This is a genomic window from Bradyrhizobium sp. Kon58, from assembly GCF_055807455.1.
On record NZ_JBVVOT010000024.1, the window covers coordinates 41,897 to 67,057 of the forward strand.

At 64.2% G+C, this 25,161-nt stretch carries 29 protein-coding genes and 1 tRNA gene; 16 read left to right on the top strand and 14 right to left on the bottom strand.

All coding sequences use genetic code 11. The annotated features are described in order from the left end of the window. Positions 1 to 206 precede the first annotated feature (206 nt). Positions 207 to 401: a hypothetical protein gene (locus tag AC0L20_RS29595; protein ID WP_007591350.1), complete on the top strand. Its 195-nt coding sequence runs from the start codon at positions 207 to 209 to the stop codon at positions 399 to 401. Between the two features lie 41 nt (positions 402 to 442). On the opposite strand, the gene AC0L20_RS29600 is transcribed toward AC0L20_RS29595, so the two are convergent. Continuing rightward, positions 443 to 1,612: an OpgC domain-containing protein gene (locus AC0L20_RS29600; RefSeq protein WP_473294149.1), complete on the bottom strand. Its 1,170-nt coding sequence runs from the start codon at positions 1,610 to 1,612 to the stop codon at positions 443 to 445. Positions 1,613 to 1,871: 259 nt separating this feature from the next. On the opposite strand from AC0L20_RS29600, the gene AC0L20_RS29605 reads away from it, so the two are divergent. The 3 genes from AC0L20_RS29605 (at position 1,872) to AC0L20_RS29615 (ending at position 3,435) form a co-directional block, all read left to right on the top strand. Continuing rightward, a complete protein-coding gene (locus AC0L20_RS29605; RefSeq protein WP_007591346.1) occupies positions 1,872 to 2,177 on the top strand; it encodes an ETC complex I subunit in 306 nt (101 codons plus the stop codon). 265 nt (positions 2,178 to 2,442) lie between these two features. Beyond that, the gene (locus tag AC0L20_RS29610; protein ID WP_456769635.1) at positions 2,443 to 2,928 is read left to right on the top strand and encodes an Lrp/AsnC family transcriptional regulator; all 486 of its coding nucleotides are present in this window, start codon (positions 2,443 to 2,445) and stop codon (positions 2,926 to 2,928) included. A gap of 207 nt (positions 2,929 to 3,135) precedes the next feature. Then, complete coding sequence (locus AC0L20_RS29615; RefSeq protein ID WP_027569935.1) at positions 3,136 to 3,435, top strand: DUF3551 domain-containing protein; 300 nt, start codon at positions 3,136 to 3,138, stop codon at positions 3,433 to 3,435. Between the two features lie 85 nt (positions 3,436 to 3,520). Here AC0L20_RS29615 and AC0L20_RS29620 read toward each other — a convergent pair whose 3' ends face one another. Then, on the bottom strand, positions 3,521 to 4,549 hold the full coding sequence (locus AC0L20_RS29620; RefSeq protein WP_473294151.1) for an AraC family transcriptional regulator: 1,029 nt from the start codon (positions 4,547 to 4,549) through the stop codon (positions 3,521 to 3,523). 157 nt (positions 4,550 to 4,706) lie between these two features. On the opposite strand from AC0L20_RS29620, the gene AC0L20_RS29625 reads away from it, so the two are divergent. Genes AC0L20_RS29625 through AC0L20_RS29640 form a run of 4 tightly spaced genes read left to right on the top strand, consistent with a single transcriptional unit; the run spans position 4,707 to position 10,384 of the window. Beyond that, on the top strand, positions 4,707 to 5,834 hold the full coding sequence (locus AC0L20_RS29625) for an isovaleryl-CoA dehydrogenase (protein ID WP_473294194.1): 1,128 nt from the start codon (positions 4,707 to 4,709) through the stop codon (positions 5,832 to 5,834). A gap of 24 nt (positions 5,835 to 5,858) precedes the next feature. Then, positions 5,859 to 7,463 (top strand): carboxyl transferase domain-containing protein, encoded by a 1,605-nt coding sequence (locus AC0L20_RS29630; protein WP_473294152.1) that lies wholly within the window; start codon positions 5,859 to 5,861, stop codon positions 7,461 to 7,463. A 4-nt stretch (positions 7,464 to 7,467) separates the two neighbouring features. Further along, on the top strand, positions 7,468 to 9,471 hold the full coding sequence (locus tag AC0L20_RS29635; RefSeq protein WP_473294153.1) for an acetyl/propionyl/methylcrotonyl-CoA carboxylase subunit alpha: 2,004 nt from the start codon (positions 7,468 to 7,470) through the stop codon (positions 9,469 to 9,471). Position 9,472: 1 nt separating this feature from the next. Further along, positions 9,473 to 10,384 carry a hydroxymethylglutaryl-CoA lyase gene (locus AC0L20_RS29640; protein ID WP_473294154.1) on the top strand — a complete coding sequence of 304 codons (912 nt, stop codon included), beginning with the start codon at positions 9,473 to 9,475 and terminating at the stop codon, positions 10,382 to 10,384. A gap of 99 nt (positions 10,385 to 10,483) precedes the next feature. Here the strand turns inward: AC0L20_RS29640 and AC0L20_RS29645 are convergent, their stop codons facing one another. The 4 genes from AC0L20_RS29645 to AC0L20_RS29660 form a co-directional block, all read right to left on the bottom strand. Continuing rightward, a complete protein-coding gene (locus tag AC0L20_RS29645; RefSeq protein WP_473294155.1) occupies positions 10,484 to 11,410 on the bottom strand; it encodes a dihydrodipicolinate synthase family protein in 927 nt (308 codons plus the stop codon). Positions 11,411 to 11,484: 74 nt separating this feature from the next. Beyond that, positions 11,485 to 12,468, bottom strand: coding sequence for a TRAP transporter substrate-binding protein (locus AC0L20_RS29650; protein ID WP_473294156.1), 984 nt, complete (start codon positions 12,466 to 12,468; stop codon positions 11,485 to 11,487). Positions 12,469 to 12,492: 24 nt separating this feature from the next. Next, complete coding sequence (locus AC0L20_RS29655; RefSeq protein WP_473294157.1) at positions 12,493 to 13,758, bottom strand: TRAP transporter large permease; 1,266 nt, start codon at positions 13,756 to 13,758, stop codon at positions 12,493 to 12,495. Beyond that, positions 13,758 to 14,366 carry a TRAP transporter small permease gene (locus AC0L20_RS29660; RefSeq protein WP_473294195.1) on the bottom strand — a complete coding sequence of 203 codons (609 nt, stop codon included), beginning with the start codon at positions 14,364 to 14,366 and terminating at the stop codon, positions 13,758 to 13,760. Before AC0L20_RS29660 ends, AC0L20_RS29655 begins: the two co-directional genes overlap by 1 nt. 204 nt (positions 14,367 to 14,570) lie before the next feature. Between AC0L20_RS29660 and AC0L20_RS29665 the strand changes: the two genes are divergently transcribed. Next, the gene (locus AC0L20_RS29665) at positions 14,571 to 15,263 is read left to right on the top strand and encodes a GntR family transcriptional regulator (RefSeq protein WP_473294158.1); all 693 of its coding nucleotides are present in this window, start codon (positions 14,571 to 14,573) and stop codon (positions 15,261 to 15,263) included. Between the two features lie 119 nt (positions 15,264 to 15,382). Here AC0L20_RS29665 and AC0L20_RS29670 read toward each other — a convergent pair whose 3' ends face one another. The 3 genes from AC0L20_RS29670 to AC0L20_RS29680 are packed head-to-tail and all read right to left on the bottom strand — an operon-like array spanning position 15,383 to position 18,311. Beyond that, on the bottom strand, positions 15,383 to 16,741 hold the full coding sequence (locus tag AC0L20_RS29670; protein ID WP_027517811.1) for a TRAP transporter large permease: 1,359 nt from the start codon (positions 16,739 to 16,741) through the stop codon (positions 15,383 to 15,385). Continuing rightward, complete coding sequence (locus AC0L20_RS29675; protein ID WP_473294159.1) at positions 16,738 to 17,292, bottom strand: TRAP transporter small permease; 555 nt, start codon at positions 17,290 to 17,292, stop codon at positions 16,738 to 16,740. The genes AC0L20_RS29670 and AC0L20_RS29675 overlap by 4 nt, the downstream gene beginning before the upstream one ends. Next, positions 17,289 to 18,311, bottom strand: a complete 1,023-nt coding sequence (locus tag AC0L20_RS29680) for a TRAP transporter substrate-binding protein (RefSeq protein ID WP_247286133.1) — start codon at positions 18,309 to 18,311, stop codon at positions 17,289 to 17,291. Before AC0L20_RS29680 ends, AC0L20_RS29675 begins: the two co-directional genes overlap by 4 nt. A gap of 340 nt (positions 18,312 to 18,651) precedes the next feature. Between AC0L20_RS29680 and AC0L20_RS29685 the strand changes: the two genes are divergently transcribed. Continuing rightward, on the top strand, positions 18,652 to 18,894 hold the full coding sequence (locus tag AC0L20_RS29685; protein ID WP_007591301.1) for a pentapeptide MXKDX repeat protein: 243 nt from the start codon (positions 18,652 to 18,654) through the stop codon (positions 18,892 to 18,894). 156 nt (positions 18,895 to 19,050) lie between these two features. On the opposite strand, the gene AC0L20_RS29690 is transcribed toward AC0L20_RS29685, so the two are convergent. After that, on the bottom strand, positions 19,051 to 19,398 hold the full coding sequence (locus AC0L20_RS29690; protein ID WP_007591299.1) for a DUF6481 family protein: 348 nt from the start codon (positions 19,396 to 19,398) through the stop codon (positions 19,051 to 19,053). A 268-nt stretch (positions 19,399 to 19,666) separates the two neighbouring features. Between AC0L20_RS29690 and AC0L20_RS29695 the strand changes: the two genes are divergently transcribed. The 3 genes from AC0L20_RS29695 (at position 19,667) to AC0L20_RS29705 (ending at position 21,207) form a co-directional block, all read left to right on the top strand. Next, the gene (locus AC0L20_RS29695; RefSeq protein ID WP_473294160.1) at positions 19,667 to 19,903 is read left to right on the top strand and encodes a hypothetical protein; all 237 of its coding nucleotides are present in this window, start codon (positions 19,667 to 19,669) and stop codon (positions 19,901 to 19,903) included. Between the two features lie 94 nt (positions 19,904 to 19,997). Beyond that, positions 19,998 to 20,246 (top strand): membrane protein, encoded by a 249-nt coding sequence (locus tag AC0L20_RS29700; protein WP_473294161.1) that lies wholly within the window; start codon positions 19,998 to 20,000, stop codon positions 20,244 to 20,246. Positions 20,247 to 20,430: 184 nt separating this feature from the next. Further along, positions 20,431 to 21,207: a hypothetical protein gene (locus AC0L20_RS29705; RefSeq protein ID WP_473294162.1), complete on the top strand. Its 777-nt coding sequence runs from the start codon at positions 20,431 to 20,433 to the stop codon at positions 21,205 to 21,207. Positions 21,208 to 21,313: 106 nt separating this feature from the next. Here AC0L20_RS29705 and AC0L20_RS29710 read toward each other — a convergent pair whose 3' ends face one another. Then, complete coding sequence (locus AC0L20_RS29710; RefSeq protein ID WP_199198412.1) at positions 21,314 to 21,475, bottom strand: hypothetical protein; 162 nt, start codon at positions 21,473 to 21,475, stop codon at positions 21,314 to 21,316. Positions 21,476 to 21,720: 245 nt separating this feature from the next. On the opposite strand from AC0L20_RS29710, the gene AC0L20_RS29715 reads away from it, so the two are divergent. Then, positions 21,721 to 21,870, top strand: a complete 150-nt coding sequence (locus tag AC0L20_RS29715) for a hypothetical protein (protein ID WP_197031201.1) — start codon at positions 21,721 to 21,723, stop codon at positions 21,868 to 21,870. 348 nt (positions 21,871 to 22,218) lie between these two features. Here the strand turns inward: AC0L20_RS29715 and AC0L20_RS29720 are convergent, their stop codons facing one another. Then, positions 22,219 to 22,446 (bottom strand): DUF2171 domain-containing protein, encoded by a 228-nt coding sequence (locus AC0L20_RS29720; RefSeq protein ID WP_063994351.1) that lies wholly within the window; start codon positions 22,444 to 22,446, stop codon positions 22,219 to 22,221. Positions 22,447 to 22,594: 148 nt separating this feature from the next. Between AC0L20_RS29720 and AC0L20_RS29725 the strand changes: the two genes are divergently transcribed. Together AC0L20_RS29725 and AC0L20_RS29730 are read left to right on the top strand one after the other, a co-directional pair. Beyond that, a complete protein-coding gene (locus AC0L20_RS29725) occupies positions 22,595 to 23,878 on the top strand; it encodes a hypothetical protein (protein ID WP_473294163.1) in 1,284 nt (427 codons plus the stop codon). A gap of 63 nt (positions 23,879 to 23,941) precedes the next feature. Then, entirely contained in the window at positions 23,942 to 24,259 is a 318-nt protein-coding gene (locus AC0L20_RS29730) for a hypothetical protein (RefSeq protein WP_473294164.1), read from the top strand. A gap of 63 nt (positions 24,260 to 24,322) precedes the next feature. Here the strand turns inward: AC0L20_RS29730 and AC0L20_RS29735 are convergent, their stop codons facing one another. Then, positions 24,323 to 24,565, bottom strand: a complete 243-nt coding sequence (locus AC0L20_RS29735) for a hypothetical protein (RefSeq protein WP_473294165.1) — start codon at positions 24,563 to 24,565, stop codon at positions 24,323 to 24,325. Between the two features lie 155 nt (positions 24,566 to 24,720). Then, positions 24,721 to 24,797: transfer RNA gene (locus tag AC0L20_RS29740), tRNA-Arg, on the bottom strand. Positions 24,798 to 25,161: the final 364 nt, after the last annotated feature.

Consider the following 25,161-nt stretch of genomic DNA (forward strand, 5'->3'; position numbering starts at 1 on the left):
TCTAGGAAAATCGGCGACCGCTTTCAACCGGTCTTACCGCGCGCTCACAGGAAGTAAGGTTGATCGGTTAGGTTAAGGGCGAGCGGTTGTTGCGGCCGCCTTCGTGACTGTTATCAGATCGATCCGGCTTGCGATGGCTGCCTGAAATTCGTGCTCACACGGCATCACAGTTCGTCGCAGTGCTCGTATCCCGTGAGTACTGCATCATGTCTTTCGATCGCAACGTCCGAACCATCGGTCCGCAGGCGAGCTGGACCGAGATCTGGCACCTCTGGACCGTGTTCGTGCCGCGCCGCTCGATCAACGGGCAGCTGGTTTACGGCAAGGTCTGGCGCCGCCACGACGGCCGTGACTGGATCTACAAGAAGTTTACCGAGTACGACAGCGAAGCGGCGGCCTGACGCGGCGTCGCTGGGATCCGGCGCGGTATCGCTGCTGCCCTTCAAGCGGCCTTTGCGGCCGCAGGCTTGGGCGGCGGCGGCTTCAGCGGCTTGTCCTGCTTCTTCGACCAGGAGATGTAATAGGCCACCGTCGTCATGATCGCGATGCCGGCGACGCTGACGAAGATCTGCGCGAACAGCGAGCCCGAGCTCATCGACAGCTCGAAATGACCGACGAAGGACAGGAACACGCCGACGCAGAACACGGCGAGCGACTGCTGGCCGCACACGATGATGGGGTCGAACCCTTTCCATTCCAGGCCCGGCCAGTCCTTCGGCACGAAGCGGATCACCAGGATCACGATCACGACGAAATGGATGAAGCGGTAGGGCGCGAGGTTGGTCTTATCGTTCGGGTTGAACGCCGAGAACAGCCATTCCGGGAACATGCCGCCGAGGGTCGGGAAACGACCAGCCATGGTCATGACCAGCGCGAACAGCATGTAACCGAGACAGAGCCAGAGCGTGACCGGCGCATTGATCAGCGCCATCGAGCGCCGCGCGCCGCCCAGGGCGCACCAGGCGCCGAACACGAACAGCACCTGCCAGGCATACGGGTTGAAGTACCACTGTCCGGCCGGATAGGCGTTCAGGTTCAAACCGAAATGGCGCGCCGTCAGCCACAGCACGATGGACAGTGCCATCGTCAGGTCCGGCTTGCGCAGCATGAACCAGAGCACCGGCGGAAACAGTCCCATCAACACGATATAGAGTGGCAGCACGTCGAGATTGAGTGGCTTAAAGCGCAGGAACAGGCCCTGGCGCAGCGTCTCGGTGGCGTTGTCGACCAGGCCGGCGACGTTGAACTCGTTGATCATCTCGGAATCGCCGAAGCGCAGCGCCAGGTAGCTGATCGAGGCGATGTAGATCACGAACAGGATGATGTGGGCGACGTAGAGCTGCCAGACCCGCTTGGTCAGCCTCGTGGCGCCGACCAGGAAGCCGCGCTCGAGCATCATCCGCGCATAGACGAAGGAGGCGGTGTAGCCGGAGATGAAGACGAACAGATCGGCGGCGTCGGAAAAGCCGTAATTGCGGGTGGTGATCCAGTTCACCACGTTGTCGGGGATATGGTCGAGGAAGATCGCCCAGTTCGCAATGCCGCGAAACAGGTCGAGCCTGAGGTCACGGCCCTTCTCGGGGAGCGTGGCGTTGATGTTCAGGAAGGACATGCGACGGGAGCTTTCGGAGGAGACGGACAGGGAGATGTCAACGAAGCAGAGGCGCCGGGCGAGCCCCCGGCGCGGAAGGCGGGTACGCAATTGTCACGATGCAGCATAATGATTATACCCATCGGCGAGCCATCCCGGGGGCCGGAATCACCGATCAGTTCCCAAAAGGTGTCTCTATACTATGCCCGCGGTTTCCACCAACTGCTACCGTGACGCATCGAAATCGAACGAAAAGACGAACAAGAGGCCCGGACCATCCATGACCGCACGCATTTTCAAGCCCGCCAAGAACGCGATGCAATCCGGCCGGTCCAAGACCAAGGAATGGCAGCTCGACTATGAGCCCGAGCAGCCGCGCGCGGTCGAGCCGCTGATGGGCTGGACCTCGTCCGGCGACATGAAGCAGCAGATCACGCTGCACTTCCACAGCAAGGAAGAGGCGGTCGCCTATTGCGAGCGCAAGGGCATCGCCTACCAGGTCATCGAGCCGAAGGAATCGGTGCGCCGTCCAGTCGCCTATGCGGACAATTTCTCGTTCCGCCGCGGCGAGCCCTGGACGCATTGAGGGCGGACCGCGCGTCGAGCCTCTCGTCGTACCCGGGCTTGCCGTCTTCGCTGAAGCTTCGCCGGCCCAACGCCGAATGCCCGGCGAAAGCCTTGGCGGAGCCGGGTCGTCCCGGGCATCTACGTTTTAGCCTGCGCGTGAAAAGCCGCGGACTGCCGGGACAAGCTCGGTCAACCACGCCGGTTCTTCCCACCGTCCTGCCCTTGGCAGCCATTCCGCCCCGTGCTTCGCTGCCTCGCATGAGACGACCATGACGAGGTGGGCTATGGCCGGGCGTGACCAGCTCGACGGCGTCGATCTGAAAATACTCTCCGAATTGCAGCAGGACGGGCGGGTTCGCAACAACGAGCTGGCGCTGCGCGTCGGGGTGTCCGGGCCTAACTGCGTGAGGCGGCTGAAATCGCTGTTCAGTCGCGGCGTGATCCGGGCGGTGCGCGCCGTCATCGACGAGCGGCTGCTCGGCTACGAGGTGGTGTCGTTCGTCTCGATCCAGCTCGGCAGCCAGGCGCAGCCGGTGCTGGCGGCGTTCGAGAGCTCGATCGCCGCAATCCCGCGCATCCAGCAGTGCTGGCGGATTTCGGGCGACACCGACTATCTTCTCAAATGCGTGGCGCCGAGCGTCGAGAGCATGCGCCAGCAGCTCCTGCATTTCGCAGCGATGCCGAACGTGAAGAACGTCCGCAGCTTCCCGGTGTTGGGCGTGGCGAAGGACGTGCCGCTGCCGTTGCAGGAGATCGTGGCGGCAGGATAGTTCGGCGGGGACGGGGCCAAGGCGTTCGGATAAGACGGATAAAACATAAGTAACTCACCTAACTGTGACATGTGATTTAGGAAGTTCTGCAATGCGCCGAGCCGTGATTGCCGGTTCCTGGCGCCGGCCTACATGCGAGCTGTGAACCTCAGCCTGCGTCGCATGCCGAGGCCTCTTTTGTGGGACCCTGAAGCAGGAAAAGACAACATGACCCCGACCTCGAAGACGTTCGTCGCATCCGCTGCGACGCTGTTTGCATCTGCGTTTCTCATGATGACCGCGCCGGCTGCCCAGGCAGAAGACTACTGCATCACCAATGGCGCCCAGGCCGCACACGGCTGCGGCTATCCGACGATGGAGGCCTGCCGGGCCGCGGCGGGCGGCATCGGCGGCTCGTGCTCGCAGAGCGGCGGCGCGAAGACGTCGACCGACGCGCTTGCCTTCCAGCCGAAGCAGACGCAGTCGCGCACCAAGCTTCGCCCGGGTGGGCAGACCAACTCGAACTGATCGAGACCGGTTTCGAAATGTTGCGGCCTCCGAGTTGGATCTCGGAGGCCGCAACAGCATGACAGCCCGCGCGTCAGCGATACCGTCAGCGGTACCTGCCGCGAAACTCGCGCGGTGAGGCGCCGGCCCAGGTGCGGAAGGCGCGGGAAAAGCTCTTCTCGTTGCGGAAGCCCGCGATCTCCGCGATCCGCTTGATCGGGTTACGACCGCGCATCAGCTCCTGCTTGGCGAGCTCGAATTTTGCCTCTTCCTTGAGATCGCGCAGTGAGGTCGCTTCATCGCGCAGGCGCCGATGCATGGTGCGGGTGGAGAGTGCTAGCTCGCTTGCGACATCCTCGGCTCCGAGGCTGCGTCCGCGTGCATTGCGGAGCACGCGGCGAACGCGCTCGACCAGGAGCCGGTCACGCCGATAGGGTAGCACGGTCAGCCGCAGCGCGCCCTTGAGCATGTTGTCGAGGTCCGCCGCGCTACGGGTGAGCGGCAGCGACAGATAATGCTTGTCGAAGGTGATGGAAGCTCGGTCCGCATCGAAGCGGATGTTTCGGCAAAAGATGGTCGGATAGACCGAGACATGGCCGGGCTCGGGGTACGGAAACTCCGCGGCGCGGAGCGCGATCCTGGAATCCACAGCCCAGCAGGAAAAACCGAGAACGTAGCGGAGCAGGGTGACCAGGCAGAATTCGCGCAAAGGCCCGAGGTCGCGCAGCTCGCGGATGGACACGACCGCCGTTTCCTCGACGACCGCGAGATCGAGCAGCACGTCCTCGGTGAGGAGACGATGGTGCCGGCACCAGCGCTTGAGCGCGACCTCCAGCGTCGGGGCCGTGATCGAGGCGCGGCACAGCATGCCGTAGGTGCCGAAGGGCAGCCGGCGCGAGAACCAGCCGAGCGCCTCGTCATCGAGCTCGCGCATGGCGTGGCCCGCCAGCGCCTCGAACTGGCCGGCCGTGACCCGCCCATCCGGAGAATTGACAAGGTCTGGCGTTACCTGACCCCGGCTCAGCGCCTCGGTCGGATCGCGGCCGTAGCGCTCGTAAGCGGCAACGACACCGCGGACGAAGGCGGCAGGGGTCACGGCGCGGCGCGGGATCGCGGTTGCGACTTGAAAAGGCATCGGACATCCTCTGGGAAAATCCTCGCCAAGTTTGGCGGGAAATGCAACCTTTTCGACCGCAGAAGGGCCCCGATGCCGCTAGGTTCGGTCCCCAAAAGACGGAGGAATCGCCTTGAATATCCCGAGCATCGATTTCGATCTGGGCGAAGACATCAGCATGCTGCGCGACACGCTACGCGCTTTCGTGGAGGCGGAGATCGCCCCGCGTGCCGCCGATATCGAGAAAGCCAATCTGTTCCCGGCGGACCTCTGGAAGCGCTTCGGCGACCTCGGCCTGCTCGGCATGACGGCGCCGGAGCAATATGGCGGCTCCAACATGGGCTATCTCGCCCATATCGTCGCGATGGAGGAGATCTCGCGCGGCTCGGCCGCGGTCGGGCTCTCCTACGGCGCGCACTCCAACCTCTGCGTCAACCAGATCCGCCGCAACGGCAATGATGCGCAGCGCGAGCGCTATCTGCCAAAGCTGATCTCCGGCGAGTTTGTCGGCGCGCTCGCGATGTCCGAGCCCGGCGCCGGCTCAGACGTCGTCTCGATGAAGCTGCGCGCCGACAAGCGCGGCGACCGTTACGTGCTCAACGGCTCGAAGATGTGGATCACCAATGGCGGCGATGCCGACGTGCTGGTGGTCTATGCCAAGACCGATCCGGAAGCGGGCCCGCGCGGCATGACCGCCTTCCTGGTCGAGAAGGGGACGAAGGGCTTCAGCCACGGCCAGCATCTCGACAAGCTCGGCATGCGCGGCTCCAACACCTATCCGCTGTTCTTCGACGAATGCGAGGTGCCGGAGGAGAACGTGCTTGGCAAGGTCGGCGAGGGCGTCAGGGTGCTGATGTCCGGCCTCGACTATGAGCGCACGGTCCTTTCGGGCGGTCCGCTCGGGATCATGGCGGCCTGCATGGACGCGGTGGTGCCCTACATGCACGAGCGCAAGCAGTTCGGGCAGCCGATCGGCGACTTCCAACTCATGCAGGGCAAGCTTGCCGACATGTATGCGACTTGGCAGGCCACGCGCGCCTATGTCTATGCGGTGGGGCGTGCCTGCGACCGCGCCGATCACGCGCGCAGCTTGCGCAAGGACGCCGCCGCTGCGATCCTCTATTCCGCCGAGAAGGCGACGTGGATGGCGGGCGAGGCGATCCAGGCGCTGGGCGGGGTCGGCTACACCTCCGAATTTCCGGTCGGACGCCTGTGGCGCGATGCAAAGCTCTACGAGATCGGCGCTGGCACCTCGGAGGTCCGGCGCATGCTGATCGGTCGCGAATTGATGGCTGAGACGGCTTAAAAACTTCACGCAATTGGAATCAACATGCCGCTCCATTCCAGCATCGATACGTCTTCGTCGGACTTTGCGCGCAATTCCGAGGCCATGCGCACCCTCGTCGCGGATCTGCGCGAAAAGCTGAGCCAGGTCGCCGGCGGCGGCGGTGAGGTCTCGCGCAACCGCCACACCTCACGCGGCAAGATGCTGGCGCGCGAGCGTGTCGACCTCCTGGTCGATCCCGGCACCGCGTTCATGGAGCTGTCGCCGCTCGCGGCCTACGGCCTCTATGGCGGCGACGTGCATTCGGCGAGCGTCGTCACCGGGGTCGGGCGCATCGCTGGCCGCGAATGCGTGATCGTCGCCAATGACGCGACCATCAAGGGCGCCACCTATTATCCCATGACCGTGAAGAAGCATCTGCGCGCGCAGGACGTGGCGCGGCAGAACAATCTTCCCTGCGTCTACATGGTCGATTCCGGCGGCGCCTTCCTGCCGCTGCAGGATGAGATCTTTCCGGACGAGCGTCACTTTGGCCGCATCTTCTACAACCAGGCCCAGATGTCCTCGCAAGGCATCCCGCAGATCGCCATCGTGATGGGCTCCTGCACCGCCGGCGGCGCCTATGTCCCGGCAATGTCGGACGAAAGCATCATCGTGCGCAACCAGGGCACGATCTTCCTCGGCGGGCCGCCGCTGGTGAAGGCCGCGACGGGCGAAGTGGTGACCGCCGAGGAACTCGGCGGCGCCGACGTGCATTCGCGGCAATCGGGTGTGACCGATCATTACGCCCAGAACGACGCGCACGCGATCGGCATCGCCCGCCGCATCGTCGGCACGCTGAAGCCATCGGTGCGACCGAACCTCAACATGCATCCGCCGCGTGATCCCTTGTTCGCGGCGGAGGAGATCTACGGCGTGGTCCCCGTCGACGGACGCAAGCCGTTCGACGTGCGCGACATCATTGCGCGCGTCGTTGATGGTTCCGAGTTCGACGAGTTCAAGAAGCTCTACGGCACGACGCTGGTGTGCGGCTTCGCCCACATCTGGGGTTTTCCGGTCGGCATCATCGCCAACAACGGCATCCTCTTCAGTGAAAGTTCGCTGAAGGGGGCGCATTTCATCGAGCTGTGCTGCCAGCGCGGCATTCCGCTGGTGTTCCTGCAGAACATCACGGGCTTCATGGTCGGCAAGAAATACGAAGCCGGCGGCATCGCGCGCGACGGCGCCAAGCTGGTGACGGCGGTCGCGACCGCGTCGGTGCCGAAGTTCACCGTCGTGATCGGCGGCTCCTACGGCGCCGGCAATTACGGCATGTGCGGCCGCGCCTACTCGCCGCGCTTCCTGTGGATGTGGCCTAACGCCCGCATCTCGGTGATGGGCGGCGAGCAGGCCTCGATGGTGCTGAGCCAGGTCCGGCGCGACAATATCGAGGCCAAGGGCGACAGCTGGTCGAAAGAAGACGAAGATAAATTCCGCAAGCCGATCCGCGCGCAATATGAGAGCCAGGGGCACCCGTATTACGCGACCGCGCGTCTCTGGGATGACGGCGTGATCGACCCGGCCGATACAAGGCTGGTGCTCGGCCTCGGCCTCTCGGCGGCGTCGAATGCGCCGATCGAGCCGACGAAATTCGGCCTGTTCAGGATGTGATGCGATGGACCGCTCAAAGCTCTACCGGCGTTTTCGCACCCTCCTGATCGCCAACCGTGGCGAGATCGCCTGCCGCGTCATCCGCACCGCGCGCACCATGGGCCTGCGCACGGTCGCGGTCTATTCCGAGGCGGACCGTGACGCGATGCATGTCGCGCTCGCCGACGAGGCCGTGTTGCTCGGGCCCGCACGCGCCCGCGACAGCTATCTCAACGTCGAGCGGCTGATCGAGGCCGCGCGCAAGACCGGCGCGGAGGCGATCCATCCTGGCTATGGCTTCCTGTCGGAGAATGCCGAGTTTGCGCAGGCCTGCTTCGATGCGGGCCTGGTCTTCGTTGGCCCGACCGCTGCGATGATGACGGCGATGGGCTCGAAGTCCGGCTCCAAGGCGCTGATGGAAAAGGCCGGCGTGCCGCTGGTGCCCGGCTATCACGGAGAGGCCCAGGACGATGCGACACTGGCGAAGGCCGCCGAGAAGGTCGGTTTCCCCATTCTGGTGAAGGCGTCCGCCGGCGGCGGCGGGCGTGGTATGCGGATCGTTCGCTCGGCCGACGAGCTTGCGCCGGCGATCGTCAGCGCCAAGCGCGAGGCCAAGGCCGCGTTCGGCGACGACCGCATGCTGATCGAAAAATACGTCGACAATCCCCGGCATATCGAGGTGCAGATAATCGGCGACAGCCATGGCAATCTGCTGTCGCTGTTCGAGCGCGAATGCACCTTGCAGCGCCGCCACCAGAAGGTGATCGAGGAGGCGCCGTCGCCGACCCTCAATCCAGCCCAGCGCGAGACGGTCTGCGCCGCTGCGCGAAAAGCAGCGGGCGCGGTGAACTATGTCGGCGCCGGCACCATCGAGTTCGTCTCCGACGGCAAGGACGTGTTCTTCATCGAGATGAACACCCGTCTCCAGGTCGAGCATCCCGTGACCGAGCTGATCACCGGGATCGACCTGGTCGAGTGGCAGTTGCGCGTCGCCTTCGGCGAAGCGCTGCCGCTCAAACAAGATCAGATCAAGCTCAACGGACATGCCGTCGAGGCTCGGGTCTACGCGGAGAACCCGACCAAGAACTTCATGCCGTCCGTCGGAAAGATCTCGACCTGGCGCCTGCCGGCGGAAACCGGGGGGCTGCGCATCGACTCTGGCTATCGGGAGGGCGATACGGTCTCGCCGTACTATGATGCGATGCTAGCGAAGATGATCGCCTGGGCGCCGACGCGGGATGTCGCGATCGAGCGGCTGAACCGCGGGCTTGAGGACTCAGACGTTCGCGGCATCGTGACCAACATCCCGTTCCTCTCCGCACTGATCACGCATCCGAAGGTACGGGCGAATGCGATCGACACCGGCTTCATCGAGCGCGAGCTGGCGGTGCTGACGCAGGCACCCCCGGCGCCAGGCGAGCTCGAGCTCTGCGCCGCGGTAGCTGCTGTGATCAAGGACGAGCGGCAGGCCGCGCAAGGCGAGGCGAGCTCGCCCTGGCAGACCTTTGGCTGGATGCCGGTCGGCCGCCGCCAGCGCAGCTTTGCGTTCCGCGTTGACCACGGGCCGGAGCAGAAGGTTAGGCTGAACTACGGCAGCGGCCCGTCCACACTGGTGATCGGCGAGCGCGAGCTGGCGTTCACGATCGTGGTGAAGGACGGCGGCTTCGATCTGACGCTCGACGGCGTCAAAACGTCGGTCGCGGCCGTGATCGACGGCCATGAGCTGTATTTGCGCACGCGCAACGGGCGATTCGACCTGCATTGGGTTGATCCGTTCGGCGGCGAGATGGAGGAGCAGGCCGGCGCGGACAAGATCGCGGCGCCCTTGCCGGGCACCGTCGTCGCCGTGCTGGCGGAGGAGGGGGCCAAGCTCGAGAAGGGCGCGCCGATCCTGACGCTGGAAGTGATGAAGATGGAGCAGACGCTGCGCGCGCCCTATGCCGGCGTGCTGAAGTCCATCAAATGCAAGGTCGGCGACATCGTCCAGGAGGGCGTCGAGCTCGCCGTGGTCGAGCCTTCCGGAGAATGAGATGAGCGATCAGGTCCGCATCATCGAAATGGGGCCGCGCGACGGCCTGCAGAACGAGAAGACGGCGGTCAGCGTCGAGGCCCGCATCGCCTTCATCGAGGCGCTGGTCGCGGCCGGCCTCAATACAGTCGAGGTCGGCGCCTTCGTCTCGCCCAAGGCGATCCCGCAGATGGCGAGCTCGGACGCCGTGCTGCGCGGTGTCAGCCACCTGACCGGCGCCGAGTTCCACGTCCTGGTGCCGAACGAGAAGGGCTATGACGCCGCGCGCGCGGCCGGCGCCAAGATCGTCTCGGTGTTCGCCGCTGCCTCCGAGGGCTTTTCGCGGGCCAACATCAATTGCACGGTCGCGGAATCCATCGAACGGTTCAAGCCGGTGCTGGCACGCGCCAAGGCCGATGGCATCAAGGTACGCGGCTACATCTCATGCGTGCTCGGTTGTCCGTTCGACGGTGAGATCAAGCCGAAGGCGGTGGCCGATCTCGCCAGCACGCTGTGGGAGCTCGGCTGCTACGAGATCTCGCTCGGCGACACCATTGGCGTCGGCACGCCGGCCAAAGCCAAAGAGATGCTGCGGGCGGTCAGCGCCAACATCCCTCCCGCCAATCTCGCGATGCATTTCCACGACACCTACGGCCAGGCGCTCGCCAATCTCTATGCGGGGATGGAGCAGGGCATCCGCGTCATCGACGCCGCCGCTGGCGGTCTCGGCGGCTGCCCCTACGCGCCGGGCGCGACCGGCAATGTCGCGACCGAGGATGTCGTCTATATGCTAGAGGGCATGGGGCTCAGGACCGGCGTTGATATGGACCGGCTGCTGGCGGCGACGAACGAGATGAGCGGTGTACTGGGCAAGCCGCCGGTGAGCCGCGTGGCGTCCGCGCTGAATGCTAAGAGGAAGCGTGGCGCTTCGTAGGGTGGGCAAAGGCGCGTAGCGCCGTGCCCACCATCTCTCCATGATCTCGTTGGTGAGTGGTGGGCACGCTCCGCTTTGCCCACCCTACGAAACCTTCGCCTAGGCTGCCTTCAGCCCGACATCCGGCAGGCGCGGCCGGCTCTTGAGCGCCTTGGCCATCATCGCCTCGACATCGGCCTTCTCCTGCGGCAGCAGCGCAAGGCGGGGCGGGCGCGTCAGCGCGGTGCCGCGACCCATGATGTGCTCGCACAGCTTGATGCACTGGACGAGGTCCGGGCGCGCATCGAGATGCAAGAGCGGCATGAACCATTCGTAGAGCGGCATCGCCTCGGCTAGGCGTCCTGCCTTGGCCAGGCGAAACAGCGTCTCGCCTTCGCGCGGGAAGGCGTTGGACATGCCGGAGACCCACCCTACGGCGCCCATGGCGATGCTCTCGACGATGACGTCGTCGAGGCCGGCGAACAGCACGAAGCGATCGCCGACCATGTTCCTGGTGTCGATGAAGCGTCTTGTGTCGCCGGAGGAATCCTTGAAGCAGACGACGGTCTCGACGTCGGCGAGCGTGGTCAGGATGTCGGGAGTGACGTCGTTCTTGTAGATGGGCGGATTGTTGTAGAGCATCACCGGCAGATCTGTCGCGGTGGCGACGGCACGGAAATGCGCGGCGGTCTCGTGCGGCTTGGACGAATAGACCAGGGCCGGCATCACCATCACGCCGTCGATGCCGACGCGGGCGGCCTCCTTCGTGGTTTCGACCGCGAAGGCCGTGGTGAATTCGGCGATACCGCACAGCACGGGCACGCGGCCGGCGGCGACCGATTTCGCCGTCTCCATGATCGCGACCTTCTCCTTGCGCTCCAGCGAGGTGTTCTCGCCGACCGAGCCGCAGACGATCAGGCCGGAAACGCCGTCGCGGATCAGCCCGTCCATGACCTTCGCGGTCGCGTCGATGTCGAGCGAGAGATCGTCGTGGAATTGCGTGGTGACGGCCGGGAAGACGCCTTCCCAGGAAACACGGCGGCTCATGGTTTTACTCCGAGTGGATTTTGCCGGCGGGGGGCTGGATCCGCCGGGTGTTTTGAAGGGGATGGCGGGTGAGATCAGAGCGTGGCGCCGACCTTGCGCAGCTCGGCGAGCACAGGTGCCTTGGGAAGCCAGATCTTGTCGAACTCGGCAATGACAGCTTCGGTATCGCCGGCCGGCACTTGGCGGATCGGGATCGGGGCGTTGCGGAAATTCTCGATCAGTGCGGGCTCGTTGGAGGCCAACTCGTCGATCTGCGCATCCAGCGTAGATTTGACGGTCTTGGCGATCAGCTCGCGGTCGGCGGCGGGAAGCGACTGCCAGACCCGGCCCGAGACCACCGCGGCCATCGGCATGAAGACGGCGTTCATCTGCAGGATCACCTTCGACACCTTGTCGAAGCGCTGGTTCCAGGAGAATTCGAGGTCCGCCTCGAGGCCGTCGACCTGACCGTTGGCCATCGCATCGAATACCTGCGGCGTCGGGATCGGCGTTGGCGCGGCGCCGAGCGAGGAATAGAAATCGCGATAGACCGGGGTCGGATTGATCCGCAGCTTCATGCCCTTGATATCGGCGAGCGAATTCAGGTCCTTGGAGGAGAACACGGCGCGCATGCCGGTGATGCCCCAGCCGAGCCCGATCGTTCCGGTCTCCTGCGGCAGCACCTCGAAGAGTTTGACGGCCGCTGGATGCCGCACGAATTTCGCCACCGCGGGCGTCGAGCGGACGATGTAGGGCGCGTTGATCGCTGCGATGTGCGGCACACGCGAGCCGAGCTCCGCGGCCTGGATGAAGCCCATATCGAGGGCGCCGGACTGCAATTGCTGCATCATCGCGGGCTCGTTGCCGAGTTGGCCGGAGTGGAACACGGTCAGGGTCAAGCGGCCGTTGGTAGCTGCCTTGAGATCGTCGCCGAACTTGAGCGCAGCCTTGTTCCAGGAATGGCCGTTGGGCGTAATCAGGCCGAGGCGGAATTCCTTGGCCTGGGCGAGCGCCAGCGAAGGCGCGAACAGCGGCAGGGCGGCACTGGCTGCGAGAAAGCGGCGGCGTGAAAGCGGCATGGTCGGGCTTCCTTTTGGACGGGCCTATTTGACGAGGATCAGCGAGAGCGACGGATAGAGTGAGAGCAGCACCAGCAGGACGCAGGAGATGACGAAGAAGGGCAGCGTCACCATGAACATCTTGCCGGGCTTGGCGCCGGTGACGGCGGCCGCGACGAAGAAGCAGAGCCCGACCGGCGGCGACAACAGGCCGAGCACGAGGTTGATCACCACGACGACGCCAAAGTGCCGGGGATCGATGTGGTAGACGTCGGTCGCGACCGGCAGCAGGATCGGCACCGTCATGATCAGGCCGGGAATGCCGTCGATGACAGTGCCGATTACCAGCAGGATCACATTGCAGATCAGCATGAAGCTGATCGGATCCTTGGCGGCCGTCTGGATCCAGGCGGCGGTTTCCTGCGGCACCTTGCCGAAGATCAGCACCCAGGAGAACACCGCCGCGGCGGCCACCAGGAACAGCACGATCGCCGCATAGATCGCGCTTCGCAGCATCATCTGCGGCAGCTGCGAGAATTCGAATTCCCTGGTCCAGTATTTTCCGACCAGGACCGCGGCGACTGCGCCCACAGCGGCGGATTCCGTCGCGTTGGCGAGGCCGCCCAAGATGGTGCCGACGATGACGATCGGGATAAGCAGCGTCGGCGAGGTCCGCAGGATCGTCATGACGCGCTGGCGCGGCGTCTGATAGTCGGCGCGCGGATAGTTGTAGACGTATCCCATCAGCGCGATGACGACGCAGAACATCACGGTGAGGATGACGCCCGGCACGATGCCGGCGATCAGCATGTCGCTGACCGAGACCTGCGCCAGCACGCTGTAGACCACGAACATCACCGAGGGCGGAATGATCGGACCGAGCATGCCGCCATAAGCGGTCAAGCCTGCCGCGAAGGTCTTGTCGTAGCCCTTCTTCTCCATCTCTGGGACCATGATCTGGGCCATGATCGCAACCTGTGCGGTCGCAGATCCCAGGATCGAGGAGATGAACATGTTGGCGAGGATGTTGACGTAGGCGAGCCCGCCCTTGAGCGAGCCGACGAAGGCCATCGCCATGTCGACGATGCGCCGCGTGATGCCGCCGCCGTTCATGATCTCGCCGATCAGGATGAAGAGCGGGATGGCGATCAAGCCGTAGCTGTCGACGCCGCCGAACAGCTGGAGAGGATAGGACTGGAACAGCACCGGATTGCCGGACGCCGCGATGTAGACGAGGCCCGCAAGGCACAGGCAGAGGCCGATCGGCACGCCGACCAGCATGATGGCGAGGAAGGCTGCCGACGTGATCATCAGTTGACCCCGTCGAGCTCGGAAAGTGCAAAGCCCTTCGGCGCCGTGCGCGGGACCAGCTCGAGATCTTCCAGGAGGTTGGCGAGACCGTGCACGGTCATCGAGACCGCGAAAATCGGCAGCGTCAGATAGAGCACCCAGGTCGGCCAGTTCAGCGTCTGGGTATGCTCCGTGTAGAGGAAATTGAAGGTCTGGGCCGCCAGCTTGCGCCCGTCGAAGCCGGCGCGGGCGAGGCCAATCGGGTCCATCCAGAGCACGCAGGTGACGATCAGGGCGAGGCCGAACACCACGACGAGGCCGGTCGAGATCACCTTCGCGATCTTCTGGGCGCGGGGCGACAGACGTTCCGTCAGCATCGTCACCGCGAAATCGAGCCGCAGCCGCGTCATCGCGGAGGCGCCGACGAATGTCAGCCAGACCACGCAATAGACCGCAGATTCGTCGATCCAGTAGATCGGGAAATGCGAGTAGCGGGTGACGACGTTGACCAGGATCAGGCCGGTGAGCAGGTACATCAGGCCCATCAATGCAATGCGCTCGACGGCGAGCAGGGCGCTGGAAGCGCGGACGACCATGCGTCGAACGCTGAACGCGCGCGTAGCCGGCATCGTCTGCTCGATCATGAAGAGGCCCCATTGCCCGCAAGATTTGTCGTGCGACAGCCGAATGTATAATTTATACATTTTAGCTGTCAAATGGAATTGCGGGCTGCGTCGAAGGCGTGCCCGCACTTTTTGCGGGGACGAGATGACCTCAACATGCAAGACAGGGACCGTTCCGGCCGGCCGAGTCGGAGAGGGACGGAAGATCGGATGAAAGTGCCCCTGAAGCATCGCACCCTGTCGGCTGCGATCGTCGACCAGCTCCGGCAGGCGATCCTGGACGGCAGCTATCCGGCCGGATCGCAGCTGCGGCAGGATGCGCTTGGTGAGACCTATGGCGTCAGCCGCATTCCGGTGCGCGAGGCGCTGTTCCAGCTCGAGGCCGAGGGGCTGGTGCGGATCGTGCCGCAGAAGGGCGCCATCGTCTCCGAGCTGTCGCTGGACGAGATCAACGACGTATTCGACCTGCGCCGCATCCTGGAGCCGCGCCTCCTGGCGCAGTCGGCGCCGCATTTCTCCGCGGACGATTTCGACGCGCTCGATGACATCCACAGGCAATTCGAGAAGGCCATCAAGGCCAAGAATGTCAGCGACTGGGGCCAGCTCAACGCCGACTTCCATCTGGCGCTTTATATGCATGCCCCGCAGCCACGCACCCGCGCGATCGTGCTGTCACTGCTCCAGACCAGCGACCGCTACACGCGCCTTCAGCTCTCCAACACCAAGGCGATGGGGACCGCCGAGAAGGAGCACGCCCATCTGATCGCGCTCTGTCGCGCGCAGAAGGTCGAGGAAGCCTGCCGGTTTTTGGAGCGGCACATCGAAGCCGTGCGTAAGGATCTGTTGCAGGTGGTCGGTGGCAGCACGATCGCGCCGAAGGGGCGGCGGAAGAGCGAGTCGTAATCGACGCGCTGGTAGGGTGGGCAAAGCGAAGCGTGCCCACCACTTTTCGCGGAATCAAGGAGAGATGGTGGGCACGGCGCTGCGCGCCTTTGCCCACCCTACAGCAATTGCGCTTGCCGCTACCTGCTCCCGTCCGGTCCCATCACCAGGTCCGGCAGCCCGGTCGAGATGCCCGGCACAAAGCACAGCAGCAGCACCGCGAGCATCATCAAGAGCACGAAAGGAAGCGTGCCCCAGATCACCTCGCGCAGAGGAATGTCCGGCGCGACGTTGCGGATGACGAAGATGTTGAGGCCGACGGGTGGATGGATCAGCCCCATCTCCATCACGATGGTCATGACGACGCCGAACCAGATGATGTCGAAATTGGCGGCGCGGAGCGGCGGCAGGATGATCGGCGCGGTCATGAGAATGATCGAGACCGGCGGCAGGAAGAAGCCGAGCACGACGACCATGACGAGGATCGCGAACAAGAGCCCCCAGCGCGGAAGGTGCATCGCGACGACGGATTCAGCGGCCGATTGCGAGATGTGGAGATAGCTCATCACGTAGGAGTAGAGCAGCGACATGCCGATGATCATCATCAGCATGGTCGATTCCCGGATCGTCGATTTCAGGATCGGGGCGAGGTCGCTCGGCCGCCATACGCTGTAGATCGCTGCGATCAATGCCAGCGCCAAGAGGCCGCCGAGGCCGGCAGTCTCCGACGGCGTGGCGTAGCCGCCATAGAGCGCGATCATGACGCCGGTGAGCAGCAGCACGAAGGGGATCACGCGCGGCAGCACGCTGAAGCGCTCCGCGAGCGTGTATTCGTCACGGGCGAGGATCGCAGCTTCCGGGCCGCCGTTCTTGTAGATCGCCTCGGCCGCGGCATATTCCTGGCGGAAGCGGATCACGGCGTAGACGCCGAACAGCGAGACCAGCAGCAGGCCGGGTCCGATGCCGGCGAGGAACAGCCGTCCCAGCGATTTTTCGGCGGCGACCGCAAACAGGATCATGGTAATTGACGGCGGCAACAGAATGCCGAGCGTGCCGCCGGCGGCGATGATCCCGGCGGCAAAACCACCGGAATAGCCGCGCTTGCGCATCTCGGGGATGCCGGCCGAGCCGATCGCCGAGCAGGTCGCGGGCGAGGAGCCCGCCATCGCCGCAAACAGCGCGCAGGCGAACACATTGGCGACGCCGAGGCCGCCGGGGACGCGGTGCAGCCAGGCGTGCAGAGCCGAGTAGAGATCCTGGCCCGCCCGCGACTTGCCGATCGCCGCGCCCTTCAGGATGAAGAGCGGGATCGACAGCAACGTGATCGAGGCCATTTCCTCGTAGACGTTCTGCGTCACCGTATCGAGAGAGGCGGCGGGCATGTAGATGCCCATGAACACGACCGCGACCGCGCCGAGCGCGAACGCAATCGGCATGCCCGAAAACATCACGACCAACGTCGCGATCCCGTAGGCGAGGCCGATACCGAAAACGCTCATGAACGCCTGGCTCCAGCGAAAGGCAGCGCAAGCTGCACGAGGATCTGGACGCAGAGCAGGCTCATGCCGAACGCCATCAGCGAATAGGGGATGGCCAGCGGCGGCGACCACATCGAGTTCGAGACTTGGCCGTCGACATAGGCTTCATGCGCCAGCGTCCAGGACTTCCAGGCGAAGAAAGCGCAGAACAGAAGCGTCACGGCGTCGACCAGCCAGAGCCTGATCCGGTTCGCCAGCGGCGAGAGCAGGCCGACGAAGGCCTCGATGCCGATGTGACCGCGGTTCTGCTGCACGTAGGCGGCCGTCATGAAAGTCGCGCCGACCAGCAGGAACACCGCGGCCTCGTCCTGCCAGTAATTGGCAGCCTTGAACAAGGCGCGGCTCAGCACGCTATAGCTCAGGATGGCGCAGGCGGCGATCAGCGCAATCGCGGCGAATACGACGATGATGTTGTTGAGGATGGCGAGACCGCGATCGATCGCCGCCGCAAGGCCGGTGCTTGCGGCAGCGTTTGCCTGGTCGTCACGATCCGGAAGCGGACCGTGGCTCATGCGGCGACGTCGGTCGCGAGCTTGAGCAGGTTGGCCGAGGTCGCGGTCTTGGCGCCGTAGTCCTTCCAGGCGGTGTCGCGGGCGATGTCACGCCACTTGCCGACGGTCGCGGCATCGAGCACCGAGACCTTGGCGCCGGCCTTTTCGTAGACCTTGGCGACCTCGACGTCGTCGTCCTGCGCGCCCTTGCGGCCGAAGGCTTCGAGCTCGGTGCCGACCGCGAGCAGGACGTCCTGCTGGTTTTTCGGCAGCTTGTCGAAGATCGCCTTCGACATCATCAGCGGCTCGAGCATGAACCAGTAGGACGCGCCTGCGCCCGAGGTCAGCGATTTCGCGACCTCTTCGAGGCGGAACGAGATCAGACTGGTCGAGGAGGTGATGCCGGCATCGCAGGCACCGGTCTGCATCGCTGCGTAGATTTCGTTCGAGGGCACCGACAGCACCGAGGCGCCGGCGGTCTGCAGCACCATGTCCATCTCGCGCGAGCCGCCGCGCACCTTGAGACCCTTGGCATCTTCGGGGGCCACGATCGGCTTGGAGCGGCTGGCGACGCCGCCGGCCTGCCACACCCAGCTGAGCAGGATGATGCCCTTGTCGGCGAGGAAGTCGGTCAGCGCCTTGCCGACCGGCTCCTTCTTCCAGCGCATGCCCTGGTCGTAGGTGGTGACGAGGCCCGGCATCAGGCCGATATTGGTTTCCGGCAATTCGCCGCCGGCGTAGGGCATCGGGTAGAGGCTGATGTCGAGCGCGCCCTTGCGCATCGCGGAGAACTGCGCGTTGGTCTTGATCAGCGAGGAGTTCGGATAGATCTCGGCGGCGATGTCGCCGTTGCTGCGCTTGGCGACTTCGGCGGCGAACATGCGGCAGAGCCGGTCGCGGAAGTCGCCCTTGTCGACGGTGCCGCCGGGGAATTGGTGCGAGATCTTCAGCGTGGTCGCGGCATGCGCGGTGCCGGTGCCGAAACGGAGAATGGCGGGTGCGGCGACGGCGGTCGCAATCAGGTGGCGGCGCGTGAGCATGGCGTGATTCCCTTGGACGGTTTCTTGGACGGTTTCTTGGACGGTTCTTTGGGTCTTGTTTCCCGTGATTTTGGGCTGGTCTTCAAGACCGCGCTGAGGCTCATCCTAGCCGGTCTTTCAGACAATGTTCTCTAGTCTGATAGTTCGAGACCGAATGCCGCGGCAAGTGTCGGTCATGCTGCGTTGCACACTCTTGATCTCCTACATCCGCAGAACCAAGGATGGCGGCGGGCCCGCAGAAATTTATCAGCGGGCGCGTAACAACGCCCCGTGGCAATCCGTCGAGATCAGATAGCGGCGTCCGTCGCTGACAAACATCATCTCGAAGGGAAGACCAGTCATGACCATTCGTACCCGCATCGCGCTCGGCGTTTCGGCGGCCGTTCTCTCGCTCGGCCTCGCGCTGTCGCCGGCCGCCTTTGCTCAGGACAAGATGGGCAAGGATGACGGCATGATGAAAAAGGACACGATGTCCAAGGACGGCATGAAGAAGGACACCATGTCCAAGGACGACGGCATGAAAAAGGACACGATGTCGAAGGACGGGATGAAGAAAGACGACGGAATGATGAAGAAGCACTGATCTTCCATCGTCGAGGCAGCGCTTGCGACAGGCAGGCGCGCGCCAAAAATCCGGGGGGCGGTCACGTAGACCGCCCCCCGGAATACTGTTTCAGTCCAAATTCAATTGAACGTGACTTGCGAGCGTTAGACTTGCGAGCGTCAGACGTTGCGAACGTTACTTGCGCTTCGCCTTGCGGGCGGCGTAGCGGGCGTCTCGCTTGGCCTTTTGATCGGCCTCGGCTTCCGCCGCCTTCGCGACGGCTTCTTCGGCTTCGCGGGCGATCCGCGCGGCCTCGAGCGCGGCAGCCTCTTCCTGAAGGCGCTTCTGCTCGGCCTTTTCCGTCTCGCGCGCAGCCTTTGCCTCGGCGCGCTTGGCCGCAAGGGCCTCGCGCTCCGCACGCTTCGCCACAACCGCGGGATCATCCGGCCCCGGCTGCGACTTGAATTTGTTCAAAAGGTTTTTGCGTGCTTCCTGTGCCGCCTTTTGTCGGTCGGAGAAGCCTGGTTCCCTAAATCCACTCATCGGCGAACCTTGTCATCCTCGCTTTCGATCCTACATCACTGCCTGTTGGTACGTCGGCTGGGCATAGCGGGCGCCGCGCGACGCAGATGCGTGTACATCGGCGCGCGCCGTGATGCCACCTATAATCGCAGCCGATCAGGTAGACGAAAATCGCCGCCCCCGACGATCTCTCGTAGCCCCGAAAAACTGCCGAATTGTGATGTCCCTCATAAGGGGGCACCAGGGCGGTGCCTAGCGTCCGCCCGGGTATGAGACGCGGAGCACGGGTATGACGATCTCAAGACTGAGCCTGAAGGCGCTCGCAATCGCCGTCGCGGTGGCAGCCCTGGCCGGCGTCGCGCTGCTCCTCGCTGGCCCGCAGCCGATCGAAAGTGCCGTCCTGGGTGCAGATTGGGAATGCACCCAGACCGCGTTTGTACTTACGACCTGCGCACCGCGGGTCCAGCAGGCGATCCCCGCGGTCGAAACCTCGCGCAAGGAAGCGATCCGGCCGACCCGAGGCTAACCGGGAGAAGAGGCTAACCGGGAGAAGCTTGGGCAGGATGTGACGCCACGCCGCAGAGGTGATAAAGCCCGCTCGCCCCGTGATCCGGTCTGCCATGTCCAAGTCCGAAGCCAATTCCGAGCCTAAGTCCGAAGCTAAGCCCGAACCGGGCGCTAAGCTCAAATCCCCTCCAAAACCTCAATCCGGTGACAACCGCCGCGGCGCCATCGCCGGCTTGATCATCGCGATCGTGATCCTCGGCGTCGGCTGGTGGCTCGCCCGCGATCTCACCTCCGCGAGCAAGATGCAGGACTGCCTGATGTCCGGGCGAAGCAACTGCAATGTGATCGAGCCGGCCCGCTAGAGGCACTCCGGAGCGGCCCGCCCGGACGAAAAAATGTCGTGATCTTAATCATTTGTAACGGGACTTGGGCGACCAAAGCAGGTCAGTCATGTCGGCCGGCATCAGCTCAGCGCGAGCCGAATCGTCTATCGCGCCAGGCATCACGGCCATTGACGGCAATCGAGAGAGTAGGGGGCAAGCACGCATGAGTGCGTCCAGTCGCATCAAGATCATCATTCCCTTGGTTTCGGCCATGGCATTGCTCGCCGTCCCGGCGCAAGCTCAGGACGCTAGGCCGCCGAGAGACGCCGCCCAGCCATCGGCCGGGCCAGGCGCCGGCGCTCCGCCTCAGAATATGCGCAAGGGTCCGCCGCCGCAGCAGGCCGTCCGGCCTGCGCCACAGGCCGGCCAGCCCCACGGTGGCGGTCCTGGTCATGCAGGTGCAGGTCCTGCGCCGCGCAATGCCGGCGGTCCGCCGCCCGGACGCAATTACGCTAGGGGTCCCGCGCCGGCGCGCGATTGGGGCGGACACGCCTATCGCGGCCATCTCGCCTGGGATGGCGGACGCTGGCGCCACGAAGTCCACAACGGCCGCTCCGGCTGGTGGTGGGATGTGGGCGGCGCGCGGTATTATTATCCGCAGCGGATGGAGGGGCCTCCGGCCTACATTTCTGAGGATTATTACGACGACGTTCCGGTAGCCTACGCCCCGCCCGTCGCCTACGAACCGCCGCCGCCTCCACCGCCAGCCGACCCCGGCGCGAGCGCCCTTGGCGGTGCCATCGTCGGCGGCGTGCTGGGCGGCCTGATCTCGGGCAACGCCTCAGGTGCGGCCGCAGGCGCCGTGATCGGCGGTGCCACCGGCGCGATCGCTGGCGCGACGGCTGCTTCGCGCCCCGGCTACTATCTGGCCCAGGGCAACTGCTACTACCGCTATCCGAGCGGCCAGTATGTGCAGGCTGATCCCCGCGCGTGTTACTGAGCACGCCAGGCGAGACCTGAAGCGATGAGGCGGGCCAAGAGCCCGCCTCATTTCGTTTTGGCGCTGGCCGTCAGCCGGCGCGGATAGAACGGGGATCGCCCCCGCGTCAGGACACCAGCCAGCCGAAGAACGCGATCGCGGCCCAGACCAGGCCTGCGATCCAGGCCAGCATCACGATGCCGATGGTCGCAAGATATGCAATGCCGAGTGGGTCGGATCGTTCGCGCCGCGTCGGGACGGCAATTTCGGCTGCGGCTTCTTGCGTCATGACGGGAATATCTCCCAAGCCTTCTCGCTCTCTGGGAGCGCTGAGGACTGTTTAGCGGAGACGCCGGGCGCCGGCTGTGACGCACTTCACAGATCGACGGGCATCAAGCCCACAATGGTTGCCGCTCGTTCGACAGATGCGTGAGTTGGATCGCGTCGCAAATCCACGACGACGGCATTAACCCCGCAATCATACGGACGAAATTGCCACGCGCTTGTCCAGATCGTCCGGCTAGAATTGGCTTCATGTGTACCAAGTACGATCCACAGCATGAAGCCGAGGCGGCGATGAAGCGCGCCGTGGCGGCGGAAGGTCCTGACCGGCAACGTCTCATCGAGCTGGCCCTGGCCTGGCATCAACTCGCCCGCGACCGGCGCGAAGAGCGGACGGACTGAGGCCACGCTCTTACGAGAGAACCGGTATTCACAGAAGAACCCCGTGCTCGGGGGGACAAGCACGGGGTTCTCGAGAGCCGATCGGGGCTGGCAAATCGGCACCACTGAATTTCGAACGCGCCGATCGCAGGTTCGTTCCCCGCCCCCTCGATTCTTTTCGCGCCAGAACGCCGCCATCGACGCCCATCGGCTGCGGCCGTGCTCGTGACGGTCGACGCCTGACGCGAGCCGCCGAAACGCTACGTTAAGACTCGTTCGGACGACGATTTTCCGATCGCGATTCGTTTCGGGGAACGAAGCGAAGCAGGACCGTGAACAAACAAAAGGTCCCCGAAGGGCTGCACTGTGTCAGGCAGCTTCCGACTTCGGCACCGCGTCGGCATTCACCGAGAGCTTGACGACATCGCCTTCGACGGCACCCACATATTTCGTGTCGATGTAATGATGATGGTCCTTGTGACCTTCCGGGCTGTCCTTCCGCGTCAGCTTGATGCGGTTGCCCTCGACGCGGTCGACAGTGCCGACAGGTGCGCCGTCCTTGCCGATGATCTTCATGTGCTCTCTGATCTCGCTCATGCTGTTCTCCCTATGAAGTGTCAACGGCGAGGACCGGTCTTTGTTGCAAGGATGAGCGGACCCTGCTGTTGGAGCCAATGCGTTCGCCGAACGTTGAAAGGCAGTCGCAATTGCCAAGATCCGCATCAAGACGCTCATCAAGATCCGCATGGAGACCTCCGAGGCCTATCTCGAACGAAAGCACAGGGAAATCGGGCTGCTGAACGATTGCCTGAGGAGCCCGCTGCATTTGGCTCGGCCGCAATCAGTCGAGGAGGTCGTGGACTGCAAATTTCAGCTCGCCGCCGCGCTACGCGCGGAACATGCGCTGCAGGACTGGAAGGCGACGGAAACGGCCTGGTCGCACGCGGCGTCTCCCAGCAGCGGTCCGTTCGTGTTCAGCTACGATTATCAGCGCGCGGACCTCAAGGTGTGCGGTCCCTCATTTTATGAACTCGAGCGGGGCTGCAGGAGCGAGGCGATCTATACCGCCTCCGGCATGGCCGCGATCTCCGCACTGCTGCTCGCGTCCGCACGAATCATCGGCAAGGCAGACGTCGTGGTGCTGCCGGGCACCTACGGCGAGACACTGGAGCTGATCGAGGGCCTCGTCACCCATTTACGGCTTGTCACCGCCAGGCTCCCGCTGGGCGAAGCGTTCGCTGCGGCGGCCTCGCCACGGCTTCTCCTGCTGGATTCATGCGCCCCTGCCGGGGCGTTCGAGGCGGTTCTGCGCTGCGACGGTTCGGGGCTCGATCTGCTGATTTTCGACACGACATGTTTCGCCGGCAGATCCGGGCGCATCCGGCGCGTCCTGAGATGGGCGGCGCGATGGGACATTCCCGTCGTGTTGGTGCGAAGTCACAACAAGCTGGATTCGCTCGGCGTGGAATATGGCCGGCTCGGCTCTGCCGTCTTCGTGCATTGGAGCCGGAAGGACCTCAAGGCAGGCCAGCTGCTGTCCGAAAGTCTGGCGGCGGAAACCCGCAATGCCGTCCGGCTTCTCGGCGGCGCGGCGCTGCCGGCGCACTTCCCGCCATTCGTGGGCTCAGCGGCCTATTGGGCCCTGACGAAAAAACGCGTCGCGGCGATCCTGCGTAACGGTCGCCACACGGCGCGATATTTCGCCTCCGAGCTCGCGTCGCTCTCGGCCGAGCTGCATTTCACCCACGGCCTCTATGTCACGCTTCGCGGCAGGCGCGCCCTCGATGAGGCGACCGCGCGGCAAGCCGCCGAAGACATGAGCCGCGACCTCGGCGGCAAAGGCTTCCCCATTCGCCACGCCGGCAGTTTTGGTTTCGATTTCGCGGCGACCGAGTGGTTTCACGACGCGACCACGGATCGGTACAGCGTCCGCGTGGCGGTGCCGGATCTGCCGACCGAGCTGTGGAATGATCTTGCGGCGGCGATTGCCGGGTGGTGGGCGCGACATCAGGGCGACACTGAAGGGTGAGTACGGTGCAAGGCCATGACAGAGCGACCGAAAGCGTTTCCTTACAGGGAATGCACGTGGCATGTGTCAGACGAACAGTCCCAGCAATGGCTTGCGGTGCTTGAAAAGACGGGTGCCGCCAACGTCCGAGCGCGCCTGGCCCAGACCGACGCGGCATCCGCAGGAGCGATCGCGATCGGAATCGCGCCCGTCATGACGATCGGTTTCGCCCAGGAATGGCTGAACTGGAAAGATAATCAAAAATCCGAGGCGGATATCGAGCGGCACGAGCGGCAGATCTGGTGGACTCGGACCGCGGCAATCGCCGCATCGGTCGCCGCCTTGAGCGCACTGTTCGGCTGGATTTGGACGATCTTCATCCGGGGGAATAATGGCCTGTAACAAACATGATTGTTACGTTGCGCATACATCCGCGAGACGAGAGCGGCGACAAACTGCGCTGCTTCAATCGATCGCCAGGCATTCTTCCACGGCAGGCTTCTGGTGGTCGCGACGCGCCCACGCCTGAACGGCGAAGGCGAGTTGGTGCTGACTCGCCGCAGCGTCCGCGATAGTGGCCCGCGCCGTCGCGATGGGCTTTGTGACCACACCGGAGTTCACGACTCCCGCGTCAACTGCCAGGAACGATATTGCCACAATCGCCACCGCCGATGCGATAGCCATTCTCGTCAAGTCGGATAGTGGCATCGAAGTCCTTATCGGGCGCACGTCGCTCGGCGGATAGATAGGGCTCGTTTGCCAAGATCAAAGCCCGGAGCGAGGCGGCCCACGCGTTCGTGAAGGGCGGATTCTGCAGGTGCGCGCCGTAGATCGGGACCACGATCAACGTGCGAGACTGAAAATGGCGATCCCGGCAGGAATCGAACCTGCAACCCTCAGAGTAGAAATCTGATGCTCTATCCAGTTGAGCTACGGGACCGTCTTGAGCCGCCCTGGTTGGGGCCGGCTGTTCATCTACCATGCCATTATGAAAAATATCGTCTTTCGCCAAGCCTGAACCGAACCGTTTTCCGCGAAGCCGCGACAAAGCGGAACGGTGGGGTGTCAGGGTGCCGGGTTGAGCGGCAGCGGACTGGACGATGGATCACATCGCCGGGAACGCTGACCCGCTTCCGGGACACGGCCGCCGGACGACTGGTCGGGTATTGCTGCGCCATCAGGACGGCGTGCGCGGCGGTAGCTTGATCGGTCTCCTCTGGGCGTGCCTTGTCATGGCGAATGCGACGGTTTGCATCTTTGGTTCCATCGCCTTGAGTCCGTCACCTTTCCGCGCATTTCATGCG

What these genes read in the sequence shown, in the direction of transcription:
- AC0L20_RS29680 (WP_247286133.1), bottom strand. Translation starts at nt 18,311, where the DNA reads ATGCTCACGCGCCGCCACCTGATTGCGACCGCCGTCGCCGCACCCGCC.
- AC0L20_RS29645 (WP_473294155.1), bottom strand. Translation starts at nt 11,410, where the DNA reads ATGAGCCGCCGTGTTTCCTGGGAAGGCGTCTTCCCGGCCGTCACCACG.
- AC0L20_RS29615 (WP_027569935.1), top strand. Translation starts at nt 3,136, where the DNA reads ATGACCCCGACCTCGAAGACGTTCGTCGCATCCGCTGCGACGCTGTTT.
- AC0L20_RS29660 (WP_473294195.1), bottom strand. Translation starts at nt 14,366, where the DNA reads ATGCCGGCTACGCGCGCGTTCAGCGTTCGACGCATGGTCGTCCGCGCT.
- AC0L20_RS29625 (WP_473294194.1), top strand. Translation starts at nt 4,707, where the DNA reads ATGCTGCGCGACACGCTACGCGCTTTCGTGGAGGCGGAGATCGCCCCG.
- AC0L20_RS29650 (WP_473294156.1), bottom strand. Translation starts at nt 12,468, where the DNA reads ATGCCGCTTTCACGCCGCCGCTTTCTCGCAGCCAGTGCCGCCCTGCCG.
- AC0L20_RS29600 (WP_473294149.1), bottom strand. Translation starts at nt 1,612, where the DNA reads ATGTCCTTCCTGAACATCAACGCCACGCTCCCCGAGAAGGGCCGTGAC.
- AC0L20_RS29715 (WP_197031201.1), top strand. Translation starts at nt 21,721, where the DNA reads ATGTGTACCAAGTACGATCCACAGCATGAAGCCGAGGCGGCGATGAAG.
- AC0L20_RS29655 (WP_473294157.1), bottom strand. Translation starts at nt 13,758, where the DNA reads ATGATCACGTCGGCAGCCTTCCTCGCCATCATGCTGGTCGGCGTGCCG.
- AC0L20_RS29695 (WP_473294160.1), top strand. Translation starts at nt 19,667, where the DNA reads ATGACGATCTCAAGACTGAGCCTGAAGGCGCTCGCAATCGCCGTCGCG.
- AC0L20_RS29640 (WP_473294154.1), top strand. Translation starts at nt 9,473, where the DNA reads ATGAGCGATCAGGTCCGCATCATCGAAATGGGGCCGCGCGACGGCCTG.
- AC0L20_RS29690 (WP_007591299.1), bottom strand. Translation starts at nt 19,398, where the DNA reads ATGAGTGGATTTAGGGAACCAGGCTTCTCCGACCGACAAAAGGCGGCA.
- AC0L20_RS29630 (WP_473294152.1), top strand. Translation starts at nt 5,859, where the DNA reads ATGCCGCTCCATTCCAGCATCGATACGTCTTCGTCGGACTTTGCGCGC.
- AC0L20_RS29670 (WP_027517811.1), bottom strand. Translation starts at nt 16,741, where the DNA reads ATGAGCGTTTTCGGTATCGGCCTCGCCTACGGGATCGCGACGTTGGTC.
- AC0L20_RS29720 (WP_063994351.1), bottom strand. Translation starts at nt 22,446, where the DNA reads ATGAGCGAGATCAGAGAGCACATGAAGATCATCGGCAAGGACGGCGCA.
- AC0L20_RS29605 (WP_007591346.1), top strand. Translation starts at nt 1,872, where the DNA reads ATGACCGCACGCATTTTCAAGCCCGCCAAGAACGCGATGCAATCCGGC.
- AC0L20_RS29675 (WP_473294159.1), bottom strand. Translation starts at nt 17,292, where the DNA reads ATGAGCCACGGTCCGCTTCCGGATCGTGACGACCAGGCAAACGCTGCC.
- AC0L20_RS29665 (WP_473294158.1), top strand. Translation starts at nt 14,571, where the DNA reads ATGAAAGTGCCCCTGAAGCATCGCACCCTGTCGGCTGCGATCGTCGAC.
- AC0L20_RS29725 (WP_473294163.1), top strand. Translation starts at nt 22,595, where the DNA reads ATGGAGACCTCCGAGGCCTATCTCGAACGAAAGCACAGGGAAATCGGG.
- AC0L20_RS29700 (WP_473294161.1), top strand. Translation starts at nt 19,998, where the DNA reads ATGTCCAAGTCCGAAGCCAATTCCGAGCCTAAGTCCGAAGCTAAGCCC.
- AC0L20_RS29685 (WP_007591301.1), top strand. Translation starts at nt 18,652, where the DNA reads ATGACCATTCGTACCCGCATCGCGCTCGGCGTTTCGGCGGCCGTTCTC.
- AC0L20_RS29735 (WP_473294165.1), bottom strand. Translation starts at nt 24,565, where the DNA reads ATGCCACTATCCGACTTGACGAGAATGGCTATCGCATCGGCGGTGGCG.
- AC0L20_RS29595 (WP_007591350.1), top strand. Translation starts at nt 207, where the DNA reads ATGTCTTTCGATCGCAACGTCCGAACCATCGGTCCGCAGGCGAGCTGG.
- AC0L20_RS29610 (WP_456769635.1), top strand. Translation starts at nt 2,443, where the DNA reads ATGGCCGGGCGTGACCAGCTCGACGGCGTCGATCTGAAAATACTCTCC.
- AC0L20_RS29710 (WP_199198412.1), bottom strand. Translation starts at nt 21,475, where the DNA reads ATGACGCAAGAAGCCGCAGCCGAAATTGCCGTCCCGACGCGGCGCGAA.
- AC0L20_RS29620 (WP_473294151.1), bottom strand. Translation starts at nt 4,549, where the DNA reads ATGCCTTTTCAAGTCGCAACCGCGATCCCGCGCCGCGCCGTGACCCCT.
- AC0L20_RS29635 (WP_473294153.1), top strand. Translation starts at nt 7,468, where the DNA reads ATGGACCGCTCAAAGCTCTACCGGCGTTTTCGCACCCTCCTGATCGCC.
- AC0L20_RS29705 (WP_473294162.1), top strand. Translation starts at nt 20,431, where the DNA reads ATGAGTGCGTCCAGTCGCATCAAGATCATCATTCCCTTGGTTTCGGCC.